The 22,050-nt window shown below is 64.5% G+C and carries 18 protein-coding genes and 2 tRNA genes; 16 read left to right on the top strand and 4 right to left on the bottom strand.

Translation table 11 applies throughout. From position 1 onward, the window contains the following. Window positions 1–28: 28 nt before the first annotated feature. Entirely contained in the window at window positions 29–175 is a 147-nt protein-coding gene (locus AC5FRW_RS12190) for a DUF8555 family protein (RefSeq protein ID WP_493568733.1), read from the top strand. A gap of 480 nt (window positions 176–655) precedes the next feature. After that, window positions 656–931 (top strand): PadR family transcriptional regulator, encoded by a 276-nt coding sequence (locus AC5FRW_RS12185; RefSeq protein WP_493568732.1) that lies wholly within the window; start codon window positions 656–658, stop codon window positions 929–931. Window positions 932–1,063: 132 nt separating this feature from the next. On the opposite strand, the gene AC5FRW_RS12180 is transcribed toward AC5FRW_RS12185, so the two are convergent. Then, the gene (locus AC5FRW_RS12180) at window positions 1,064–2,245 is read right to left on the bottom strand and encodes an AI-2E family transporter (RefSeq protein ID WP_493568731.1); all 1,182 of its coding nucleotides are present in this window, start codon (window positions 2,243–2,245) and stop codon (window positions 1,064–1,066) included. Between the two features lie 134 nt (window positions 2,246–2,379). On the opposite strand from AC5FRW_RS12180, the gene AC5FRW_RS12175 reads away from it, so the two are divergent. The 9 genes from AC5FRW_RS12175 (at window position 2,380) to AC5FRW_RS12135 (ending at window position 11,207) form a co-directional block, all read left to right on the top strand. Further along, complete coding sequence (locus AC5FRW_RS12175; protein WP_493568730.1) at window positions 2,380–3,648, top strand: MgtC/SapB family protein; 1,269 nt, start codon at window positions 2,380–2,382, stop codon at window positions 3,646–3,648. Between the two features lie 54 nt (window positions 3,649–3,702). After that, window positions 3,703–5,040, top strand: a complete 1,338-nt coding sequence (locus tag AC5FRW_RS12170; RefSeq protein WP_493568729.1) for an aminotransferase class III-fold pyridoxal phosphate-dependent enzyme — start codon at window positions 3,703–3,705, stop codon at window positions 5,038–5,040. A gap of 34 nt (window positions 5,041–5,074) precedes the next feature. Next, entirely contained in the window at window positions 5,075–6,094 is a 1,020-nt protein-coding gene (locus tag AC5FRW_RS12165) for a succinylglutamate desuccinylase/aspartoacylase family protein (protein ID WP_493568728.1), read from the top strand. A 120-nt stretch (window positions 6,095–6,214) separates the two neighbouring features. Next, a complete protein-coding gene (gene sdhC / locus AC5FRW_RS12160) occupies window positions 6,215–6,610 on the top strand; it encodes a succinate dehydrogenase, cytochrome b556 subunit (RefSeq protein WP_493568727.1) in 396 nt (131 codons plus the stop codon). Next, window positions 6,610–6,975, top strand: coding sequence for a succinate dehydrogenase hydrophobic membrane anchor subunit (locus AC5FRW_RS12155; protein ID WP_493568726.1), 366 nt, complete (start codon window positions 6,610–6,612; stop codon window positions 6,973–6,975). Before sdhC ends, AC5FRW_RS12155 begins: the two co-directional genes overlap by 1 nt. A gap of 2 nt (window positions 6,976–6,977) precedes the next feature. Further along, the gene (locus AC5FRW_RS12150) at window positions 6,978–7,865 is read left to right on the top strand and encodes a succinate dehydrogenase/fumarate reductase iron-sulfur subunit (protein ID WP_493568725.1); all 888 of its coding nucleotides are present in this window, start codon (window positions 6,978–6,980) and stop codon (window positions 7,863–7,865) included. A gap of 19 nt (window positions 7,866–7,884) precedes the next feature. Next, a complete protein-coding gene (locus AC5FRW_RS12145; protein ID WP_493568724.1) occupies window positions 7,885–9,717 on the top strand; it encodes an FAD-binding protein in 1,833 nt (610 codons plus the stop codon). Between the two features lie 57 nt (window positions 9,718–9,774). Beyond that, entirely contained in the window at window positions 9,775–11,070 is a 1,296-nt protein-coding gene (locus AC5FRW_RS12140) for a 5'-deoxyadenosine deaminase (RefSeq protein ID WP_493568723.1), read from the top strand. A gap of 38 nt (window positions 11,071–11,108) precedes the next feature. Beyond that, window positions 11,109–11,207: transfer RNA gene (locus tag AC5FRW_RS12135), tRNA-Trp, on the top strand. A gap of 1,429 nt (window positions 11,208–12,636) precedes the next feature. On the opposite strand, the gene AC5FRW_RS12130 is transcribed toward AC5FRW_RS12135, so the two are convergent. Further along, a tRNA-Leu gene (locus AC5FRW_RS12130) sits at window positions 12,637–12,721 on the bottom strand. Window positions 12,722–12,853: 132 nt separating this feature from the next. On the opposite strand from AC5FRW_RS12130, the gene AC5FRW_RS12125 reads away from it, so the two are divergent. From AC5FRW_RS12125 to AC5FRW_RS12115, 3 genes are read left to right on the top strand one after another with little or no spacing between them, the layout of a single operon-like run. Further along, complete coding sequence (locus AC5FRW_RS12125) at window positions 12,854–13,354, top strand: helix-turn-helix domain-containing protein (protein WP_493568722.1); 501 nt, start codon at window positions 12,854–12,856, stop codon at window positions 13,352–13,354. Between the two features lie 47 nt (window positions 13,355–13,401). Beyond that, complete coding sequence (locus tag AC5FRW_RS12120; RefSeq protein WP_493568721.1) at window positions 13,402–14,532, top strand: acyl-CoA dehydrogenase family protein; 1,131 nt, start codon at window positions 13,402–13,404, stop codon at window positions 14,530–14,532. Window positions 14,533–14,574: 42 nt separating this feature from the next. Then, complete coding sequence (locus AC5FRW_RS12115; RefSeq protein WP_493568720.1) at window positions 14,575–15,117, top strand: HAD family hydrolase; 543 nt, start codon at window positions 14,575–14,577, stop codon at window positions 15,115–15,117. Here AC5FRW_RS12115 and AC5FRW_RS12110 read toward each other — a convergent pair. Next, window positions 15,099–15,332 carry a DUF5822 domain-containing protein gene (locus tag AC5FRW_RS12110; protein ID WP_493568719.1) on the bottom strand — a complete coding sequence of 78 codons (234 nt, stop codon included), beginning with the start codon at window positions 15,330–15,332 and terminating at the stop codon, window positions 15,099–15,101. The genes AC5FRW_RS12115 and AC5FRW_RS12110 overlap by 19 nt on opposite strands. A gap of 95 nt (window positions 15,333–15,427) precedes the next feature. On the opposite strand from AC5FRW_RS12110, the gene panB reads away from it, so the two are divergent. Further along, window positions 15,428–16,234: a 3-methyl-2-oxobutanoate hydroxymethyltransferase gene (gene panB, locus AC5FRW_RS12105; RefSeq protein ID WP_493568718.1), complete on the top strand. Its 807-nt coding sequence runs from the start codon at window positions 15,428–15,430 to the stop codon at window positions 16,232–16,234. Window positions 16,235–16,376: 142 nt separating this feature from the next. Further along, window positions 16,377–18,935 carry an efflux RND transporter permease subunit gene (locus AC5FRW_RS12100; RefSeq protein WP_493568717.1) on the top strand — a complete coding sequence of 853 codons (2,559 nt, stop codon included), beginning with the start codon at window positions 16,377–16,379 and terminating at the stop codon, window positions 18,933–18,935. Between the two features lie 37 nt (window positions 18,936–18,972). On the opposite strand, the gene AC5FRW_RS12095 is transcribed toward AC5FRW_RS12100, so the two are convergent. After that, window positions 18,973–21,978, bottom strand: coding sequence for a COG1361 S-layer family protein (locus AC5FRW_RS12095; protein ID WP_493568716.1), 3,006 nt, complete (start codon window positions 21,976–21,978; stop codon window positions 18,973–18,975). Between the last annotated feature and the right edge of the window lie 72 nt (window positions 21,979–22,050).

Raw genomic sequence — 22,050 nt, 5'->3', positions numbered from 1 at the left:
CCTTCCGTCACCGGTCCGAAGTAGGCCCATGCGCTCGGAAGCGGAGATCAGAGAGCAGTACGAGTTCCTCTGTGAAGAACTCGACAGCGAGGAAATGACCCACGACCGTGTCCGGATGATGCTGACCCACTATCGCCGCGCACTCGGCTGGGCGCTCGAAGAGGAACATCTGTAGTACCGAGACAGTGATCAATTCGGAAACCAGAATCGGCGGCTGGCGATACTTTTATAATGCTGAGTCACCCATCGTCAAGTGACGCTTCGCTTTGGAGGGCCGAAGCGTCAGCGGGGACCAATTCAGGGCGGCAAGCGAACCGGGTCTTTTCACCCGGTTCGCTTTCCACTTACTTTACTCGACGATCGATAGATCAGCCGTTCGCTCGTCACTGCTTGTGGGGGCGCGTGTGCTGTGTGCAGGAAATCACTTGCATGTCAGCACCGACCAAACATCACGGATGTAGATTATACTCTTGGCACAACACTTTGCTCGGATCAAATACAATCAGTCTCACAACCATTCTATCAGGAAGAGTAGTACGAGCGCAGAAGTGTAGTCGGTCGACTGTTCCGAGGATAAGGAAGACTCGATGAAATATCGAGTCGGATCCGATATACTTATTAGATTCCGACAATAACTGATGGATGGACTTTACCGATGTACGACCTGACAGGTTTTCAGCGTGACCTCCTCTACGTCATCGCTGGGAAGGAGGAACCCCATGGGCTGGCGATCAAGGAAGAACTCGAGAACTACTACGAGAAGGAGATTCACCACGGGCGACTGTACCCGAACCTCGATACGCTTGTCGACAAGGGTCTCGTCGAGAAGGGGCAGCGCGACCGACGGACGAACTTCTACAGTCTGACTCGGCGGGGGCGACGAGAGATCGAAGCGCGACGCGACTGGGAAGACAACTACGTCGAAGTCTGATTCTCGCCGGGCCGGCCCGTCGCTGGTGTGTCGGGTCGAATCAGCGGTGACGACGGGATCCACGGATCGGTCTCGTACTATCAGTTGTCGTCGAAAGCCGAAAGCGGGGGCGACGGAATCGCGACCGTTGGGCTAGACGCTACTCTGTGCGCCGTCCTCGGTATCGCTGTCAGTTTCCGGTGCCGGCTGTGGGTGTTCCCCCGAGAGTGACGACGGTTCGAGCGAGTCTGGCTGGATGCGCTCGTTTCGGAGCAGTTCCGGGAGGATGATTCTGGCGAAATGCGAGAGCAAGACCAGAATGACGGGTCCCAGAAAGATGCCGTACCAGCCGAAGACGAGCGGGCCAAGGATGTACGCGAACATGAGCGCGCCGGTGTGGAGTTTGCCCCCGGAGACGTAGGGCCTGACTAGCAAGTCGGGAATGACGTCGACGACGACGAAACTGATCGCCGCGAAGACGACGACGAACCACCACCCCTCGCCGTTCGTCCCGGCGAGAATCGCGAGATACCCCGTCATCGGCACGTAGACGAGTTTCATCCCGACGATGGGGATCAGACTGGCACCACCGGCGAGGAGACCGGTCAGCGCCGGGTACGGGACGAACACCGCTGCGGGCGCGAACTGATTCAGTACCGAGAAGACGATCGCACCGATGATGGCAGTGATGATCGCGTTCAGGATGTTGCCGTAGAACACCTTGTCGAAGCTCGCGTCGACCTGTGCGACGAACTCCTCGAAGACGCTGCGCTCTGCGGTCAGATGACCGGCCCAGTCGACGAAGCGCGATCCGTCCCGGAGGAGGTAAAACGCCAGTGCGAACATCACGAACAGGTGCAGGAGTCCGGTCCCGACGACACCGAGATAGCCCAGCAGCGATCCAAGCGTCGTCGTCACCGTGTCCATGCCGCCGATGTTCGTCAGAGCCGACCCCGGATCGTTGAGCGTCGCTGGCAGATCAAGATACGGCTGCGCCGCTTCCAGCAACTGATTGAGCGGTGAGTCGGAGCCGACGCCGTTCAAACTCTCGACGAAGCGGTCTAGCTGCCTGAAGCCGATGACGAGCGTGTACGAGAGGAGTGCGAGCGCCGGGAGCGCGAGACCGACGAGCGAGATACCGGCGGCCATCGACGGCTGATTCACCCAGCGGCGGACGTGCCGATACAGGCGTCGGGTCGCGTAGTAAATGAACAGACCGAACACGAACGTCCCCACGAAACGGTAGACGACGTAGAGGAGGGCGGCCCCGAGCACCAGACCGAACACGAGCCAGATCGTCCGGGGCCAGTCGATGTCGAATTCGAACTGGACCATAGCGCCTCCTTCGACACACCCGATTAAAACGTTCGGGGTCGATCCAGTCAGTCCCCGGTCGTCGAGACGGTCCAGCGACGTGGGCTAGATCTGCCTGCCGTGGACATTTATACTCCGCGCGAGTAGTCGGAGGGGTGACCGCACTCGACCAGTTAGCCCTGTCGCCGCTCGGGGGCGAAGTACTCAGGATCGTTCTCGCCGGTGCGCTCGGGATGTTTCTCGGGCTAGAGCGAGAGTGGTCACACAAGGCTGCCGGGATCAGGACCTTCGCGCTCGTCAGCCTGCTGGGGGCCGTGTTCACGCTCGTGGAGTCCGAGAGCCTGCTGATCATCGGTGGCCTGCTGGTGGTCGTACAGGGAATCTTACTCGCGGTCGCAGGATTTCGGGACGAGGAAGAGGGACTGTCACTGACGACCTCGGTCTCGATGCTGGTCGCCTACGGCGTCGGGGCACTCGTGATGCAGGAGTTCATCCTCGAAGGCGTCACGGTCGCGGTCCTCTCGTCGCTGTTGCTCGTCCTCAAGCGCGAACTCCACAGTTTCGCGTGGGGACTGGAACGTGAGGAACTGCGCTCGGCGACCGAGTTCGCGATCCTCGCGTTCGTCGTCTACCCACTCCTACCGGCCGACCCGGTCGTCGTTCCGGTCGTCGACCTCTCGTTCGAACTCGAACTTCGGGTCGCGTGGCTGCTGGTCGTGACGGTGGCCGGTATCGGCATCGTGAACTACGCGATCGTCCAGAACTACGGAGGACGGGGCATCGCAGTCACGGGATTTTTCGGCGGTCTCGCATCCTCGACGGCCGTCGTCGGGACGATGCTCGATCACGTTCGACAGCGCCCGGAGGCGGCCAGTTACGCCATCGCTGCGATCTTGCTGGCCGACGCCGCGATGGCGCTTCGCAACCTCGTCATCGCGATCGCGTTCACGCTGGAACGCGGCATTCTCTTGCAAGCAGTCGTCCCGCTCGGCGCGGTCGTACTGGGGAGTGTCGCCGTCGCGGCCCACACCGCGGACTGGCGTGAATCGGTCGAGATGGAACTGGAGAGTCCGTTCTCGTTGCGGAACGCGCTCGCCTTCGGGACCATCTTCCTCATCGTGCTGGCGGGCAGTGCACTCGGCAAAGCCCAGTTCGGGACCGGTGGACTGTACGTGACGGCGCTCCTCTCGGGACTGGCCTCCAGCGGCGCAGCGACCACCTCGGCGGTCTTGCTCTACCGTGGCGGCGCCGTCGGCGCCAACGCCGCGACGGTCGCGATCTTGCTGGCGACCGCATCGAGCATCGTCGTCAAGGCCGCTCTGACCGTTGCGAGTCCCGATAGCGGGTTCGCAGTTCGGGTCGCACTCTGGAGTACCGCACTGCTGGCTGGGGCGGCGGTCGTGACGGTCCTGACGATGATCTGACCGTCACCAGTTGCGCGTTCTTTTATTACAGTCGGCCTCGAATCACGTGCTAGCATGGACCGTGATAGCGTCGAGCCGTCTGTCACCGACGTTCCGGGACCGCGCGCGAGCGAGCGGGTCGACTACCACCACGAACACGCGGCACCGAGTACCTACCTCTACGAGTTCGTCTGGGATCACGACGCGCCAGCGATCGGGCCGTTCTGTACAGACGCCGACGGCAACGTCTTCATGGACTGGACTGGTCACGTCGGTGCGATGCCACTCGGGTACAACAACCCCAAGATCCTCGATCCACTGGCCGAGTTCGACCTCGTCGATCCAACGAAGATCGCTGGACAGGACTTCTACGCGACGGCCGGAGACGGGAGCGACCTGCCGGGTGCGGCGGAGTTGATGGATCGACTCACCGACGTCTCCAGCCACTACGAGATGGACACGGTCTTCCTCTCGAACAGCGGCGCGGAAGCCGTCGAAAACGCGATCAAGATCAGCTACGACCACCGCCGCGGCAAGTACGGGATCACCTTTCAGGGAGCGTTTCACGGCCGGACGCTGGGTGCGCTCTCACTCAACCGTTCGAAAGCGGTGTACCGCCGCCACTTTCCGGAGATTCCCTCGATCCACGACGCCCCCTTCTGTGACGACCGCCACTGCACGCCCGAGACGTGTGACTGTGGCTTCTTCGCCGGCGACACCTCCGTCCTCCGACGGATGCTCGATACCGAGACCGGCCACGTCGACGCCACGGAGGTCTCGTATCTCATCCTCGAACCCATTCAGGGAGAAGGCGGCTATCGCTTCCCCAGCGACGCGTTCGTCGACGAGATCACGGCTCTCACCGAGAGCCACGACATCCCGATCGTCGTCGACGAGGTCCAGTCGGGGCTGGGACGGACGGGCGAGTGGTGGGCATCCGACCACTACCCCTTCGACCCGGACGTGATCGCCAGCGCGAAGGCCCTGCGCGTGGGCGCGACGATCTCGCGATCGCACGTGTTCCCGGAGGAACGGAGTCGCCTCTCCTCGACGTGGGGCGCGGGCGACGTACTGGCCTGTGCACAGGGCGTGCTCACCATCGACGCCATCGCCGAGTACGACCTCAGGGACAACGCCGTCACGCGAGGGCAGGCGTTCAAAGAACGCATGCGCGACGCGACCGCGGGCCTCGATGCCGTCACGGACGTCCGCGGGAAAGGACTGATGCTCGCCGTCGAGTTCGATAGCAAGGAACATCGTGAAGCGGTCGTCGAGGCCGCCCTCGAACGCGGACTGCTGACCGTCGGCTGTGGTAACAGGACGCTTCGAGTGTTACCGCCGCTCGATTCGACGGCGCGTGAGATCGAGCTCGGAACGACGCTGCTGGCCGAAGCCATCGACGCCGTGGTGTGAGAGGGGTTTTACCGCTCGACATCGTTGGGCGGCTATGGACGAGGCGAGCCCGTTCACCTACGACGGCGGGCGGGTAGACCCCGGCGAGACGGCAAACATCCGATACACGGTCAGTGAGACGTACATGGGCGATCCGGTGCGGATACCTGTGACGATCATCGTCGGCGAGAAACCCGGGCCGACGGTGTTCCTCTCGGCGGCGGCCCACGGCGACGAACTCAACGGCGTCGAAGTCGTCCGCGAGGTCGCCCACGAGTGGGACCACGCTGACTTGCACGGCACGCTGGTGTGTCTGCCGGTGTTGAACGTCCCCGGCTTCATCGCCCAGCAGCGGTATCTCCCCGTCTACGACCGGGACCTGAACCGTTCGTTTCCGGGCAAAGACGACTCGACGGGCGCAAAGCGGATGGCTCACCAGATCTTCCGCAACTTCGTCGCGCCGTGTGATCTCGGACTAGACTTCCACACGTCGACGCGAGGTCGCACGAACATGATTCACGTCCGTGCGGACACGGGTAATCGACAGGTGGAGCGTCTCGCCAAGGCGTTCGCGACCAACGTCGTCATCTCCTCGGACGGTCCCGACGGAACCCTGCGGCGGGAGGCGACCGACGCGGGCGTGCCGACGATCACGATCGAGATGGGCGAGGCCCACCGATTCCAGCGCCCGCTGATCGACCGCGCACTCGTCGGCGTTCGGTCGGTGCTTGCGGAGTTCGGGCTGATGCCCACCCACTCCGTGTACTGGCCCGGCTGGCGAACGATCATCGCCGACAGCGACGACAAGACGTGGATCAGAGCCGATGCCGGCGGTCTCGTCGATATGCACTACGATCGGGGCGACTTCGTCGACGAGGACGAGGCGATCTGTACCATCGCGAACCCCTTCAAAACCGAGAGCACTGTCGTCGAAGCGCCGTTCCCCGGATTGCTCGTGGGCGTGCTGGAAAACCCACTCGTCTACCCCGGCAATCCGCTCTGTCACCTCGTCAAACTCGACGAACGGACCCGACGGGCCATCAAACGCAACGGCGGAACTGACGACCGTATCTGACGGCTCGCTGTCTTTTTCTGCAGTCGATATTTCCCAGCACGAAAAACGCGGCGCGCGACTGGTGACAGCGCGCGGGCGTTGTAGTAACTTCTATTTGTCCCCGCGCTAAGTCCCGGGTGTATGAGTCAGTCTTACAACCGCGGCACCGTCGAGGACTTCGGACGGTGGCGGGACTTCTCGGCCGGGATGTGGGCCTGGATCTTCCACAAGTTCACCGGCTGGGTACTCGTCGGCTACCTCTTTACCCATATCGCCGTGTTGAGCACGTCGATCCAGGGAGCGGAACTGTACAACGGCACACTGCAGGGACTCGAAGCCCTGCTCGTCGTTCGGTTCCTCGAGGTGGGCCTGCTGGCCGTTGCCGTATTCCACATCCTCAACGGTCTCCGCCTGCTGTTCGTCGACCTCGGTGTCGGACTGGAAGCACAGGACAAGAGTTTCTACGCGTCGATGGTGCTGACGGGCGCGATCGTCATCGCCAGCATCCCGACGTTCCTCGGGGGGAAGCTCGTCTAATGGCCGAACACTACTCCTCTTTCGAACGGAAAGGCTCGCGCTGGCTGCTCCAGCGTGTCACGGCCGTGTTCCTGATCGGCGTACTCGCCTTCCACTTCATGCTGTTGCACTTCGTCAACCACGCGGCTGAAGTGACACTCGCGGGCACGACGACCCGGATGAGTTCCGTCGGCTACTTCACGACGATGTGGCTGTTCCTCGTCACCGCGACGTTCCACGGCGTCAACGGCGTGTACAACGCACTGATCAACCAAGGCCTGACCGGCACCCGCAAGCAGGCAGTCAAGTGGGTGCTCGTCGTCGCCGGCGTCCTCCTGATCGCTCAGGGGACCCGCGTCGCCGTCGCCATGACCAACCTCGTCTAACTATGAGTACGATCGAACAGGAAACAGAGACAGAGGAACCAACCGACGAGACCACCGATGTGGCCGTCGAATCACCCGGCGAACGCCGTCGGGCCGAGAAGCGAGAGCGGACCCAGGCCCGAGAGGACCAGCGCGTCGACGAAGAGATCGACTCCTCCGAAGAGACGATCACGCTGAAAGTCTTCCGCTACGATCCCGAAGTCGAGGGCAAGGAAGAGCCGCGTTTCGACGACTTCACCGTCCCCTTCCACAAGGGGATGACCGTGCTGGACGCGCTGATCTACTCGCGCGACCACTACGACTCCTCGCTTACCTTCCGCCACTCGTGCCGACAGGCCGTGTGTGGCTCGGACGCGCTCTTTATCAACGGTCGCCAGCGACTGGCCTGCAAGACCCAGATCGCAGATCTGGATGCGGGTACGATCCGCATCGAGCCGCTTCCCCATCAGGAAGTCGTCAAGGACCTCGTCGTCGACATGGAGCACTTCTACGACCAGATGGAAGCCGTCGAGCCATACTTCGACGCCGACGAGCTGCCCGACGACGAACTCGAAGAACAACGTCAGGATCGGGAAAACCGCGAGAAGATCAAGATGTCGACGCGCTGTATCTGGTGTGGCGCGTGCATGTCCTCGTGTAACATCGCCGCAGGGGACAACGAATATCTCGGGCCGGCCGCGATCAACAAGGCCTACCGCTTCGCGATGGACGAGCGTGAGGGCGAGCAGCGCAAGCAGGAACGCCTCAAGATCATCGAACAGGAACACGGCGTCTGGCGGTGTCAGACCCAGTTCTCCTGTACCGAGGTGTGTCCGAAAGACATCCCGCTGACCGAGCACATCCAGGAACTCAAGCGGGAAGCGGTCAAGAACAACCTCAAGTTCTGGTAGTCCTAAGCGACATCAAATCATGTACGAACACGACGTGATCGTGGTCGGTGCCGGCGGTGCCGGCCTCCGAGCGGCGATCGCAGCACACGAAGAGGGCGCCGACGTGGCGCTCGTGACGAAGCTCCACCCGGTTCGGAGCCACACGGGCGCGGCCGAAGGCGGGATCAACGCAGCACTGCGCGACGGCGACGACTGGGACCTGCACGCCTACGACACGATGAAGGGGTCGGACTACCTCGGGGACGCCCCCGCCATCGACACCTTCGCGCAGGACGCCCCCGAAGAGGTCGTCCAGATCGAACACTGGGGGATGCCCTTCTCCCGCGAGGACGACGGGAAGGTCTCACAGCGACCGTTCGGTGGGATGTCGTTTCCACGGACGACCTACGCCGGTGCCGAGACGGGCCACCACCTGCTTCACACCATGTACGAGCAGGTCGTCAAACGGGGCATCGAGGTGTACGACGAGTGGTACGTCACGAACCTCGCAGTGACAGATCACGACGACCCCGAGGAACGCCAGTGTCACGGCGCTGTCGCCTACGAAATCGCGACTGGCAACGTCGAAGGCTTCTGGGCGAAAAACGGCGTCATCCTCGCGACGGGCGGACTGGGTCAGGCGTTCGATCACACGACCAACGCGGTCGCCAACACCGGCGACGGCTGTGCGATGGCCTACCGTGCGGGCGTCCCGATGGAGGACATGGAGATGATCCAGTTCCACCCGACGACGCTGCCCTCGACCGGTGTCCTCATCTCCGAGGGTGTCCGCGGTGAAGGTGGCATCCTCTACAACGACGAGGAAGAGCGCTTCATGTTCGAGCACGGCTACGCCAACAACGACGGCGAACTCGCCTCCCGTGACGTCGTCTCGCGGGCCGAACTCGACGAGGTCAACGCTGGCCGCGGTATCGAGGACGAGTACGTCGATCTGGACATGCGCCATCTGGGCGAAGAGCGCATCCTCGACCGACTGGAGAACATCCTGCACCTCGCGGAGGACTTCGAGGGCGTCGACGGGCTGGACGAACCGATGCCGGTCAAACCCGGCCAGCACTACGCGATGGGCGGCGTCGAGACCGACGAGAACGGCGAGACCTGTATCGAGGGTCTCTACGCTGCCGGCGAGACGGCCTGTGTCTCGCTGCACGGTGCGAACAGGCTGGGCGGGAACGCACTGCCGGAACTGCTCGTGTTCGGTGCCCGCGCCGGCCACCACGCCGCCGGCAAGGACATGAAGACCGCCGAGATCCAGACCGGCCTCTCCGCCAAGAGCGAGGACGGTGACGTGAAACCGCCCGTCGAACCCGGAGCCATCGAGGCCGGGAGCAGTGACGGTGACGTCGCCGCTGACGGCGCGATGGTCGAACCGAAAGAGACACTCGAACACGCGATCTCACAGGAGCGCGCGCGCATCGAGACGCTGCTGGAGGAGGACGGCATCAACCACGCTGAGGTCCGCTCGAACGTTCAGGAGACGATGACCGAGAACGTGAACGTGTTCCGTGAGGAAAGCGCGCTCAAGGACGCGCTGCGCGACCTGCGCCACGCCCGTGAACGCTACGAAGACGTGGCCGTCGCCGACCCCTCCCGCACCTACAACACGGACCTGATCCACACCATAGAGACCCGCAACATCCTCGACGTGGCCGAAGCGATCACGCTGGGCGCACTCGCCCGCGAGGAGTTCCGCGGTGCCCACTGGCGCAAGGAGTTCCAGGAACGCCGCGACGAGGAATGGATCAAGCACACGATGCTCGCGTGGAACGACGGCTCGCCGGAACTGTACTACAAGCCCGTCGAACTCGAAAGCCAGTGGAAGGAGTACGAACCAAAAGAGCGCTCGTACTGACCGGACTGACTTTTCTGACCCCAATCGCTTAGACGCTGGCGCGGTTGCCCTGTAGTGATGCGACTTACCGGGACCATCGTCCCAGACTGCCAGACCGTCCACGAAGCAGGTGCCGTCGTCACGAGCAGCGACGAAATCGTCTTCGTGGGGGACGCCGAGACCGCCGCCGAGCGCTATCCCGAACACGCCGAGCGACGCTTCGATATCGTCGCGCCGGGGCTAGTCGGCGCACACGTCCACTCCGTCCAGAGCCTCGGCCGCGGGATCGCGGACGACGAAGCACTCCTGCCGTGGCTGTTCGAACACGTCCTCCCGATGGAGGCTGCGATGGATGCCGACGAGATGTGGACGGCGGCGATGCTCGGCTACATGGAATGTCTCGCGAGTGGCGTCACGACGGTCGTCGATCACCTCTCGGTGAACCACGCCGAGCAGGCCTTCGAAGCCGCTGGGCAGATCGGTATCCGGGGAACACTGGGGAAGGTGCTGATGGACCGTGATGACTCGGACCTGCAGGAAGACGCCGAGAGCGGGCTGGCCGAATCAGAACATCTGATCGAACAGTACCACGGGAGCTTCGACGACCGGATTCGCTACGCCGTCACGCCGCGCTTTGCGGTCTCCTGTACGGAAGAGTGTCTCAGGGGTGTGCGTGAACTGGCCGACGCCCACGACGGCGTTCGAATCCACACCCACGCCAGCGAGAACCGCGACGAGATCGCAACTGTCGAAGAACGGACGGGAATGGGCAACATCGAGTGGCTCCACGAGGTCGGCCTGACCGGCCCGGACGTGACGCTCGCTCACTGCGTCTGGACCGACGAACGCGAGCGCCGACTCCTCGCAGAGACCGACACGACGGTCGTCCACTGTCCGAGTTCGAACATGAAACTCGCCAGCGGCGTCGCACCCGTCGGCGACTACCTCGACCGCGGGATCACCGTCGCGCTGGGTAACGACGGCCCGCCGTGTAACAACACACTCGACGCCTTCACCGAGATGCGACAGGCCGCGCTCCTCCAGAAGGTCGACCATCTCGACGCCACGGCGCTGCCCGCAACGACCGTCTTTCGGATGGCGACCGAGCACGGCGCACGCGCAGCCGGCTTCGACGTGGGCGTCCTCGAAACGGGCCGGCCCGCCGACGTGATCGGGATCGCGACCGACACCCCCCGATCGACACCCATCCACGACCCCCTCTCACACCTCGTCTTCGCTGCCCACGGCGACGACGTTCGGTTCACGATGGTCGACGGCGAGGTCGTCTACGACAACGGAGCGTTCCCGAACGTCGACGCCGACGACGTTCGAAGTGACGCACAGCGGTTCGCCGACGCGATTGCACGGCGCTGACCGAGGATTAAAGCCGCTCACGTCCCAACGCCTACTGCGGAAGGGTGGCTCAGTGGTAGAGCGCCGTCGACCGGCTCCAGCACCGGTGGACGGTTACCCGCACAGGGCTTCGCGTGGTTCGAATCCCGCCCCTTCCATCGTGCGCCGAACGACAGTGAGGAGCCGATGGATTAGACGAAGGGATTCGAATTATAGAAGACGCAATCTCGTTCGCGAGGAAGCGTCTTCGGGTGGTTCGAATCCCGCCCCTTCCATACGTCACCGCGAACGGACGTGAGCGGTGCGTACACAGACAAGGGATTCGTGCCCTGGAAGACGAGCGCAGCGAGTCTTCCTCCGGTTCGAATCCCGCCCCTTCCATCGTGCGCCGAACGACAGTGAGGAGCCGATGGATTAGACGAAGGGATTCGAATTATAGAAGACGCAGTCTCGTTCGCGAGGAAGCGTCTTCGGGTGGTTCGAATCCCTCCCCTTCCATCGTGCGCCGAACGACAGTGAGGAGCCGTTGCTACACGCATGGAAACGAGCCACAGCGACGGTCCGAAGTGACCGACCGTCTCGTCCAGTTCGGATTCCGAAAAGCGGTCGTGGTCGTCGGTGAGCGAACACACTGCTGTCGCTCACGGGTGTGAAAAGTAAGGAAGGGGTGGTGGGTGGTGGTGGTATTGGCACCGGGATGGCGCCGTAGATACGAATTGCCGCCAGCAGGTAATAAAGATATCGGCCAATTATCGATTTCTATAACAGGAGTGGAGATTCTGGACCGGCGACGGTGAGCGAGTCATCTCGGTGGACTTACCGACCAGAACCGGGCGATAGCACTGGGTTCGCGATGGGTCGACCGACGCTATCGGAGGAGGATACGGCGCTGCTTGTGGATCATCTTACGAGCAGTCGTGGACGAGTATCAATGCTGATGACTCGACAGGCAACTCAATACTACGACGACAGTGGGAAGACACTGAACGCCGGTCAGATTTCGACAACAGACGGGAGAACGGATTCGAACCGGAGCAAGACGGTCGGCCTCGCGATGCTCGGCCGCTGCGACTTGCAGGGTTCGAATCCTCGGTACGATGTTGCCACTCGCGAATGTGCTCGTGGCAAAAATGCGTGGGACCGGATTCGAACCGCCTGAACTTCGGTCGCTTCGCTCCCTCGTTCCGTGCTTCGAATCCTCGGTACGATGTTGCCACTCGCGAATGTGCTCGTGGCAAAAATGCGTGGGACCGGATTCGAACCGGAGCAAGACGGTCGGCCTCGCGATGCTCGGCCGCTGCGACTTGCAGGGCACGAATCCGCTCGTGATGCATCTCTTCACTCGTGTCCACTCGTTCAGAAGATGCGTGGGACCGGATTCGAACCGTACTCAGACGTGCTCGCTTCGCTGTGCGCGACTGATAGGATACGAATCCGTTCGGAAAGATTTCTGCTGCTCACGATGTTGTTCGCAGCAGAAATGCGTGGGACCGGATTCGAACCGGAGGAAGACTCGCTGCGCTCGTCTTCCAGGGCACGAATCCGCTCGTGATGCATCTCTTCACTCGTGTCTACTCGTTCAGAAGATGCGTGGGACCGGATTCGAACCGGCGGACCTCTACAGGACAGCGCCCTCAACGCTGCGCCGTTGGCCTGGCTTGGCTACCCACGCTCGTTGCGTCGTGCGCATTCGTTGCTATCCCGTGGTTGGGTAAAAGCACTTTCGTTTGCGATGCTCCGCGCGAACCTCTCACACTCGCGACAAAGCGGACGTTTCAAATACGTTCGGACCGCTACGGCCCGCATGGCAAAATACTCGACCGGCAGTGGTAGTGGAAGCGCCGGCGAGAGCTGTGAACTCTGTGGCGCGTCGGGTGACGATCTGGAGACCGCGACAGTCGCAGGGGCGACGTTGCAGGTGTGTTCTGACTGTGCCCAACACGGCGAGGGTGGGGACACCGGCAGTTCGAGCGGTTCTCGCGACGATCAGGACGTCAACCGGAAGAAGCGCGCGGCCCAGAACGCTGCCCGACTCCACGACGCCCAGCAAGGGGACAGCGGCCACTGGGAGGATGGTGCGAACTACGACGACGATCAGCTCCCGTATCTCGTCTCCGAATACGGCCAGACAGTCACCGAGGCGCGCCAGGACGCTGGTCTCCAGACACAGGAACTGGCCGAGGAACTCGATGTCGAGGAGTCCGAAATCCTCGCCGTCGAGCAAGGGCGTGCGACGCAGGCAGGCGTCGGCGGTTCGGTGATCGTCGCGCTCGAAGACTACCTCGACATCGAACTCTCCGAGTAGCGCCGCCGCGCCGTGGCACCTTTTGTCACCCCGCTCCAATGGGGTGTATGGATCTGTCGTCCGAACAGCGTGCGATCCGCGACGCCGTTCGCGAGGTCGCCGTCGAAGAGATACGACCGACGGCCAGCGAGTGCGACCGCGAGGGACGGTTTCCGGAGGACGCGTGGGACACGCTCGCCGACATCGACGTGACCGGGCTGACCGTGCCCGAATCCTACGGGGGGCTGGCCGTCGACCGATCGACCTACGCCGTCGTCAACGAAGCCGTCGCCTACGGGTCGCTGTCGGTCGCGACGGCGCTTTCGGTCCACTGTCTCGCGACCTCGTGCATCGCCGAGTTCGGCGACGAGACGCTCCAAGAGGCGTGGCTGCCCGAGATGGTCGACGGCCGCCCGGTCGGCGCGTTCGCACTGTCGGAGCCACAGGCCGGCTCGAACCCGCGCCAGATGAGCACCGTCGCACGCCGCGAGGGCGACGAGTACGTCATCGACGGCGAGAAAGCGTGGATCACGAACGGGAAACGCTCCGGCGTGGTGATCGTCTTCGCCAAGACCGACCGCGACGATCCAGACTCGGTGACGCAGTTCCTCGTTCCGAAAGACGCCGACGGGCTGACTGTCGGGGAGAAAGAGGAGAAACTGGGACTGCGCGCGAGCGATACGACGACGCTTTCCTTCGACGGCGTCAGGATCCCCGCGTCGAATCGCCTCACAGAGGAGGGGCAGGGCCTCGCCGCCGCGCTGTCGATCCTCAATGGTGGACGGATCGGTATCGCAGCACAGGCCGTCGGTCTCTCGCAGGCCGCCATAGACGAGACAGTCGCGTACGTCACCGAGCGCGAGCAGTTCGACGGCCCGATCAGCGACATCCAGAGCGTCCGCCACACGCTCGCGGAGATGGAGACGACGATCCGGGCCGGTAGAGAACTGACCCACGCCGCCGCGCGAGCGATGGATCGCGGCGAGAACGCGCGGGCCACCGCCAGCGTCGCGAAGTATTTCGCCACAGAGGGCGCGGTCGACGTGACCGAGCAGGCCGTCCAGTTACACGGTGGCTACGGCTACACCACCGATTTCGACGTCGAGCGGTTCTACCGCGACGCGAAGGTGACGACCATCTACGAGGGGACGAGTCAGATCCAGAAGAACGTCATCGCCCGGGCACTGCTGGGCGAGTGAGTCGCCCGAAGGCTCTTTTCGATCGGCCGCCTTCGTCCGGTCGTGACCAACGACTACGACGCCGTCGTCTACGATCTGGACGGAACTCTCGTCCGTCTCGCTGTCGACTGGGACGCCGTTGCCAGTGACGTTGACGCGGCGTTGCGTGAGCGGGGCGTGGACACCGACGGCCGGTCGCTGTGGGACATGCTCGAACTGTCCGACGAGACGGGCCATCGCGATCTCGTCGAGAGCGCCATCGCCGACCACGAGCGAGCGGGCGCACGCCAGTCCAGTCGGCTCGGACTGGCCGACGAACTGCCCCTCGACGTACCGGTCGGCGTCTGCTCGCTCAACTGTGAGAGCGCCTGCCGGATCGCGCTTGCGACCCACGAGATCGACGCGCACGTCGAGTCCGTCGTCGGCCGTGACTCGCTTGCGACGTACAAACCCGATCCCGCGCCGCTCAGAGCGATCCTCGACGATTTCGGCGTCGAGCCGTCGGCGGCGCTGTTCGTCGGCGATTCAGAGAGCGACCGGACGGCCGCCGAACGGGCGTCGATGGACTTCCAGTGGGTCCGTGATCGTCACTCGTCGTCCCGGTAGCGAGCGTAGGTGTAGACGCCGGCCGCAGTGAGGAACCAGACCACAGCACCGACCCTGATTGCGAACTCGGCCCAGCCGAGCCACGTCGTCAGTTCGACGAACAGCGAGAGCATGGCGACGACGGGCGCGCCGAGGAGGATGGTCGTGACGAACGTCGTCTGCATCACCCACCCGAAGTCGACGCCGTCGGGATCGGTCTCCTCGACGTGTGGCATACCTGCGACTCGGGTGTTCTCGTGCTAATCAGTTGCGGATCGTCACCAGTCAGTCTATGACAGTGTTTATCAGCGGGCGAGGCCCATCCACGGGTATGCGGGCCAAAGACATTCGCGCGAAGGCCGGCGAGAAGCCGGTGACGATGCTGACGGCCTACGATGCGGCCGATGCGACAGTCGTCGACGAGGCCGGCGTCGACATCGCGCTGGTCGGGGACTCGATCGGGAACCTCCGTTTCGGCCACGACTCGACGCTGCCGGTCACCGTCGACGAGATCGCCAGCCACACTGCCGCAGTCGCCAGAGCGACCGAAGAGGCGTTCGTGGTCGCGGACATGCCCTTCCTCTCGTATGGCGTCGACGAGGCCGAGTCGATCCGAGCGTGTGGCCGGATGGTCAAGGAGGCCGGTGCCGACGGCGTGAAACTCGAATCCGGTCCCCACACCGTCGATCTGACCCGACGGCTCGCGCAACTGGGCATTCCCGTGCAGGCCCATCTGGGGCTGACCCCACAGAGCGAGAACGAGACCGGTCTGTTCCGGCAGGGGACCGACGCGGAGTCGGCCGAGGAGATCATCGACCTCGCACGCGCCCACGAGGAGGCCGGTGCCTTCTCGCTCGTCCTCGAACACATCCCGGCGAACCTCGGGGCCGCCGTCACCGACGCCATCGACATCCCGACCATCGGTATCGGTGCCGGCCCGGAGTGTGACGGGCAGGTCCTGACCATCGACGAGGTGATCGGACTCTCCGAGCGCGTCGCACCGTTCTCGAAGCGCTTTGGCAACGTCCGCGAGGAGATGAACTCGGCCGTCGAGAGCTACGTCGACGCCGTCGAGTCCGGCGAATTCCCGGGTGAGGAACACAGTTACGTCGAAGACGAACTGGACGATCTGTACTGATACTGCCGGCTGTAACTGTTTCAAGATGTTCGCGACCCCGGGGTCGCGAAATTCTTCACAGACGTACAGCCGGCAGTATGCGGAGCCGTCGCCCGATTCGGCGGTCGTTATCCCGTGCAAGCGAACCTTACTCCACTGAACGGTGTCGTCCGTTCTTGGACTGGCGGCCGTTCTCCACTCCGTGGCACCGAACCGCTCGACGCCAGCCTCGGAGAACGACAGCGAGACTGACGGCAAGTCCGCTCGCGGTGTCGAACAGGTCGTCGCGCTCGTGGTTGGGCGACCGCGCGTCGTCGTCCTGACCTTCCTCCTGCTGACGATCCCGTTCGCGGTGGGTCTGGCGAACGTGACGACCGAAACCGGCACGGAAGCGTTCTCGGAGGAACTCCCCGAACAGATCGCGCTAGAGGCCGTCGAACGGGAGTTCGCGCCGCCGTTCACGCCGGCCGACGGGACGACACAGTTCATCCAGCGCGGCGAGAACATACTCGAACGGGACGCACTGGTTCGGATGCTCGTGTTGCAGCGTGAGATCCGCGAGCGGCAGGACCTCCGCGTCACGGACACCCGGAGCGTCGCCGAGCGGGTCGCACTCGAACTCGATCCGGGGGCGACGACGCCGGCCGAACGGGTCCGTGTCGTCCGTCGAGCGCCGCCGAGTGAGATCGACGACGCCGTCCGCCGGGCCGGGGCCGATCCCGGATTCTCGGCGCTGCTCAGCACCGATTTCAATCGGGAGGCGGCCAGCGCCTCCGCGACGATCGCAGTCGTCTCGCACGCCGTCCCGGCCGCGCCAGAGGGCGTCGAACCGCTCGGGCCGATCCAGCGCCGCACAGCGCTCGTCGCCGACACCCTCGCACCCGACGTGACTGTCTTCGGCGGCGGGATCATCGAAGGCGAGTTCGGCGCGGTGATCGGCGATACGCTGCTCGTGGTCGTCCCGGCGTCGGTCGTGTTGATCGTCACCTTCCTGATCCTCGCGTACCGTGATCTGGGGGACCTGCTGGTCGGACTGGTCGGGCTTGGGATGACGACCGTCTGGACGTTCGGGCTGTTGGGACTGATCGGGCAGCCGTTCGACCAGATCCTCGTCGCCGTGCCGCCGCTGGTGCTCGCGGTCGGTATCGACTACGGCATCCACGCGATCAACCGTTACCGCGAAGAGCGGGTCGAGGGAGCGGCGATCAGGCCCGGGATGGCGGTGACGGTCCGACAGTTGACCGTGGCCTTTGGCGTCGTCACGATCACCTCGGCGATCGGATTCGCCTCGAACCTCTCCAGTGGTCTCCTCCCGATCCGGCGGTTCGGACTGGTCGCAGCCGTCGGAATCGTGTTCACGGCGCTCGTGTTCGGCGTGTTCGTCCCCGCTGCGAAGGTACTCGCCGACGAGTATCGCGCCCGGACGTGGCTGCCCGAGGCGACGGCCAGACCGATCGGGTCCGATCGATCCCGTGTGGGGCGAATGCTCTCTGTCGGCGTCGTCGTGGCTCGGCGCGCACCGCTGGTCTTTCTCTTGCTCGTAGCTGTCGTGACCGCTGGAGCGACCGGCTACGCCACCGGTGTCGACACGGAGTTCTCACAGGAGGACTTCCTGCCCCCCGCCGAGACGCCGTCGTACCTCGACGCTCTCCCCGAACCGTTCCGGCCGGGCGAGTACACCGTCACGCGAACGCTGGATTTCCTCGAAGACCGCTTCGAGACCGGCGAGGAGGACACCGTCACGATCTACGTTAGAGGGCCGTTGACAGCGGACGGAACGCTCGAATCGCTCCAGCGGGTCGGCACCGATCCACCCGGGACCGTCGTCACGGGACCGGACGGCACCGCCCGGAGCCAGTCGATCGTGACCGTCATCCAGGCCTACGCAGCGGCCGATCCCGACTTCCGTGAACTGGTCCGGCGGAACGACCGCGATGGCGACGGGATCCCCGACCGGAACCTCGGGCAGGTGTACGACGCACTGCTGGCCTCGCCGGCGGGCGAGACGGCCCGCTCGTACCTGAGCGAGAACGGGCGCAGCGCACGGATCGTCTACGCGGTCGAGGCCGACGCCGATCCGACCGACGTGACGGCGAACGCCAGAACGCTGGCGGACCGGATGCCGTACACGGCGACGGCGACAGGCGACATCGTCGTGTTTCAAGCCGTCGCCGACCTCATCTTCGCGTCGGCGCTGTCGAGTCTCGCGGTCGCGCTGGTCGGGACCGGGCTTGCCCTCGCAGTGGTCTTCAGGCTGCTGTTCGGCCGGGCGACGCTGGGGCTGACGGTCCTGCTCCCGATCCTGACGACCGTCGCGCTGGTCGGTGCGTCGATGCGAGCCATCGACATCGCGCTGAACGCCTTTACCGCGACGGTGCTCGCGCTCACCATCGGGCTTGGGGTCGACTACGGCGTTCACTTCGTCCACCGGTTCGCCGACGAGCGCCGTGGCGGTGCGGCCCTCGACGACGCACTCACGACGACGGTGACCGGGACCGGTGGGGCACTGGCTGGCTCCATGCTAACGACGGTCTTTGGCATCGGCGTCCTCGTGCTGGCGACGTTCCCGGCGATCGGACAGTTCGGTGTGCTGGCCGCGCTGAGCGTCCTCTATGCGTTCCTCACGTCGTTGCTGGTCCTGCCGTCCGTGCTCGTCGTCCGGGCGCGCTGGGCCGGTGCCGTGGGGGGAGACGCACGGTCGCCGACGCCGGCACGGTCCTGATACGGAACGTTGTCGTTGCGTCTGAAAGTATCCGGCGTCACTGCCCGAACGCACCGAGGATCGCCGCCCGCTTGACGTAGAGGAGTGCGACCAGTACGAGCACGGCGACGCCGACCGTGACGGGCAAGATCGGGACCGGGAACTCACGGGCGGGCGGTTCGACCACGTCCGCGGCCACGAAGTACGTATCAGAGAGGACGCTCTCGCCGCGCTCGTCCTCGTAGGTGAAGTCGACGAGCAGGGGGTACTGCTTGCGAACGGCACCGGCGTCGGCCGAGACCGCGAACCGAAGCGTGGCCGTCTCGTTCGGGCCGAGTTCCGGAATGAAGGCTTCGCTGTTGTCACTCGCCAGCGGGTCGTCGACGAACAGGCGCGCCCGAACGTCTCGGAGCGTCTCGTTCTCGCGGTTGCGCACGTGGAGCGTCACGATCTCGGTGTTGCCAGCGGGGACGGTCGTGTTCACGCCCGTGAGGGCGAACTCGTCACGCTGTGGCCCGATCGCGATCGGGGCGTCGATGTCGTCGGTCACCTGCACCTGCTGGTCCTGTCCGCGGTATCGGACCTGCACCGTCAACAGGCGCCGGCCCGGTTCTGCGTCGGCGGTCACGTCGAAACGGAACTCGAACGGTGCCCGGTCGCCGGGTTCGAGTTGTCCGACCGCGAACTCCCGTTCGCGGGGAATCAGTGTCGTCCCCGTCTCTTGGACCGCGACGACGACGCTCTCGGCGACGATATCGCCCGTGTTGACGATCGTTCCCCCGACCAGTCCGGTGTCGTCGACCCGGAGCGTACTCGTCGTGTTCTGGAGTGCGAACGTCTGTTCGGCGGCCACGGCCGTCTGGACTGACAGCGGCCCGCTGGTCCGCGTCTCGTCGTCGCGGCCCTGATACTGGACGACGAACGGGAGCGAACGGCGGCCCGGATCGGCTTCTCTGGGGATGTCGAAACTGTACGACACCCGCGCCGACTCGCCGGGAGCGAGCGTGCCGGCGGCCGACTCGGGCGCCAGTGGCACCAGTCCCTCGCCGGTGTACAGGAGTCGCACGTCGTCGACGGTTCGGTTCCCGGTGTTGCGCAGCGTCAGGTCGACTCGACCGCGTTCGCCGGCCCGCAGCGTCGACGCCACGTCGTCGATGGCAAAGGACTGTTCGCGTTCGATGTCGACCCGGGCGCTGAGCGGATCGCTAGTCCGAACTTCGTCGTCGGCATCACGGTAGTTGACTCTGAAGACGAGCGGTCGCGACCCCGTATCGGCCGTTCGGGGCACGTCCGCGGTCACGGAGAGGGGCGCGGACTCGCCGGGTTCGAGCGTCCCGACGGCGACCTCGCGGGTCCGTGGCTGGATCGCCGTCGCGTTGGTCGCGAACACCACGACGGCGTCGGTGACGGTCTGGTTCCCGGTGTTGACGACGGTGGCGTCGATCGTCCCGGACTCGCCCGCCTGCAGTGTGCCCGTCACGTTACGGATCGAGAACGACTGTTCCGGCCCGATCTGTACGGTCGCGTCGATGGGGTCGCTCTGGCGGATCTGGTCGTCGCCACCGCGATACCGGACCCGGAAGGTGACGAACTGCGGGCCGGCGTCGACGGCCGAGGACACGTCCGCCGGGAACTGGAACTGTGATTCGTCGCCGGGGTCGAGCGTCCCGACGGGGTAGCGCGTCTCTCGGGGCTGGACGGTACCGTCGCTCTCGAAGACGACGACGGCATCGGTGACGGTTCGAGTGCCCGTGTTGACGACCTGCCCGACCAGCGTCCCGCTCGCGCCGACCTGAAAGTCACTCCCGACTGACCGGACCGCGAAGGTCTGTTCGGTGTCGAGCGTGATCGGTGCGTCGACCGCACTGCTGGTGCGAATCTCGTCGTCGGGATTGCGGTACCGAACGGTGAAGGGCAGGACTCGCGGCCCGGCACCCGACTCGTTGGTCGCGTCGACGGTGAACTCGAACGAGGCGTTCGCGCCCGGTCCGAGGGTGCCGACGGCATACTCCGACGCCCGTGGGCGCAGACTGGTCGCGTTTCGCGGGAACAGGACCACCGCGTTCGAGACCGTCTGCCCGCCGGTGTTGACGACGGTCCCGCTGATCGTGCCACGCTGGCCGACCTGTAGCGTGTCGGTCACGTTCGTCATGGCGAATTCCTGCTCGCTGCCGACCGGAACCGACACCGACACCGGTCGGGACTGTGCCGAGATGCCACCGGCCGTCTGGTAGTCGACCGATGCCGTGAGCGGGTACGCACCCGGTGGAATCGTCGCCGGTGCGCCGAGGCGAACCGAGACCGAACTGGACGCGCCGGGTTCGAGACGGTCGAGTGCGACCTGTGCCGAACGACCGTCTCCGGGTCCCGAGAAGGACAGCGGGCTGTCGCCGGCCGCCAGCGTGAGGGTGGCGTTGCTCGCGACATCACCCCCTACATTGGTGATCGTGAACGACCGAACCGTGGTGTCGCCAGCCGTGACGACCGGGCCGGAACTGCTCACTTCGAACCGTGGCTGGTCCCTGACGACGACGGTGAGCCGGCGGGTCTCCCGACGTTGCGTGTCCACGTACACCGGCTCACGGAGGTCGCTGTACTCGACGAACCGGGTGTAGTCATACGAGAGTTCGACAGGAATCTCGTAGGTGCCCGGTTCGACGCCCTCGTCGAACTCCAGTCTGAGCGGAAACGGGCCGGCCGTGCCCTGTGGGACCGATCCGACGGGGACTGTCCCGGTCAGTACGTCGACGTTGCCGGCGAGTCCGTCCGGTAGCTCCTCGGTCAGTACCTCGAAGCGGACGTTGCGTGCCGTCGTGACCCGCTGCTCGTACTGTGCGGGTCCCGGCCGCGTGATCTGGCCGGCGTTGGAGAGAAACACCTCTAAAGACGTTTCTTCACCGCCGACGACGCGATTGTCCGGTGCGTAGAGTTCGATCTGTGGCCGGCCGACGACGACGCCTTCAGCCGCGAGTGCGGGGCCGACGGCCCCGATCAGTGGCACACCGACGACGAGACAGACGAGGGCGACTCGCGCGGCCGTGCCGACCGGACGACCGGAAGACATGTCCGCTGTCCTACGGTTCCTGTCAGAATAAACAGTCGCTCCTTGTACCGACATTGCTGTCGATAACGACGA

The sequence above is a fragment of the Halomicrobium sp. HArcht3-1 genome (assembly GCF_058933345.1).
This window is presented reverse-complemented; position numbering and strand designations above follow the sequence as displayed.

Coding starts and splice junctions, on each gene's coding strand:
- AC5FRW_RS12190 (WP_493568733.1), top strand. CDS start 29: ATGCGCTCGGAAGCGGAGATCAGAGAGCAGTACGAGTTCCTCTGTGAA.
- AC5FRW_RS12185 (WP_493568732.1), top strand. CDS start 656: ATGTACGACCTGACAGGTTTTCAGCGTGACCTCCTCTACGTCATCGCT.
- AC5FRW_RS12180 (WP_493568731.1), bottom strand. CDS start 2,245: ATGGTCCAGTTCGAATTCGACATCGACTGGCCCCGGACGATCTGGCTC.
- AC5FRW_RS12170 (WP_493568729.1), top strand. CDS start 3,703: ATGGACCGTGATAGCGTCGAGCCGTCTGTCACCGACGTTCCGGGACCG.
- AC5FRW_RS12165 (WP_493568728.1), top strand. CDS start 5,075: ATGGACGAGGCGAGCCCGTTCACCTACGACGGCGGGCGGGTAGACCCC.
- sdhC (WP_493568727.1), top strand. CDS start 6,215: ATGAGTCAGTCTTACAACCGCGGCACCGTCGAGGACTTCGGACGGTGG.
- AC5FRW_RS12155 (WP_493568726.1), top strand. CDS start 6,610: ATGGCCGAACACTACTCCTCTTTCGAACGGAAAGGCTCGCGCTGGCTG.
- AC5FRW_RS12150 (WP_493568725.1), top strand. CDS start 6,978: ATGAGTACGATCGAACAGGAAACAGAGACAGAGGAACCAACCGACGAG.
- AC5FRW_RS12145 (WP_493568724.1), top strand. CDS start 7,885: ATGTACGAACACGACGTGATCGTGGTCGGTGCCGGCGGTGCCGGCCTC.
- AC5FRW_RS12140 (WP_493568723.1), top strand. CDS start 9,775: ATGCGACTTACCGGGACCATCGTCCCAGACTGCCAGACCGTCCACGAA.
- AC5FRW_RS12125 (WP_493568722.1), top strand. CDS start 12,854: ATGGCAAAATACTCGACCGGCAGTGGTAGTGGAAGCGCCGGCGAGAGC.
- AC5FRW_RS12120 (WP_493568721.1), top strand. CDS start 13,402: ATGGATCTGTCGTCCGAACAGCGTGCGATCCGCGACGCCGTTCGCGAG.
- AC5FRW_RS12110 (WP_493568719.1), bottom strand. CDS start 15,332: ATGCCACACGTCGAGGAGACCGATCCCGACGGCGTCGACTTCGGGTGG.
- panB (WP_493568718.1), top strand. CDS start 15,428: ATGCGGGCCAAAGACATTCGCGCGAAGGCCGGCGAGAAGCCGGTGACG.
- AC5FRW_RS12095 (WP_493568716.1), bottom strand. CDS start 21,978: ATGTCTTCCGGTCGTCCGGTCGGCACGGCCGCGCGAGTCGCCCTCGTC.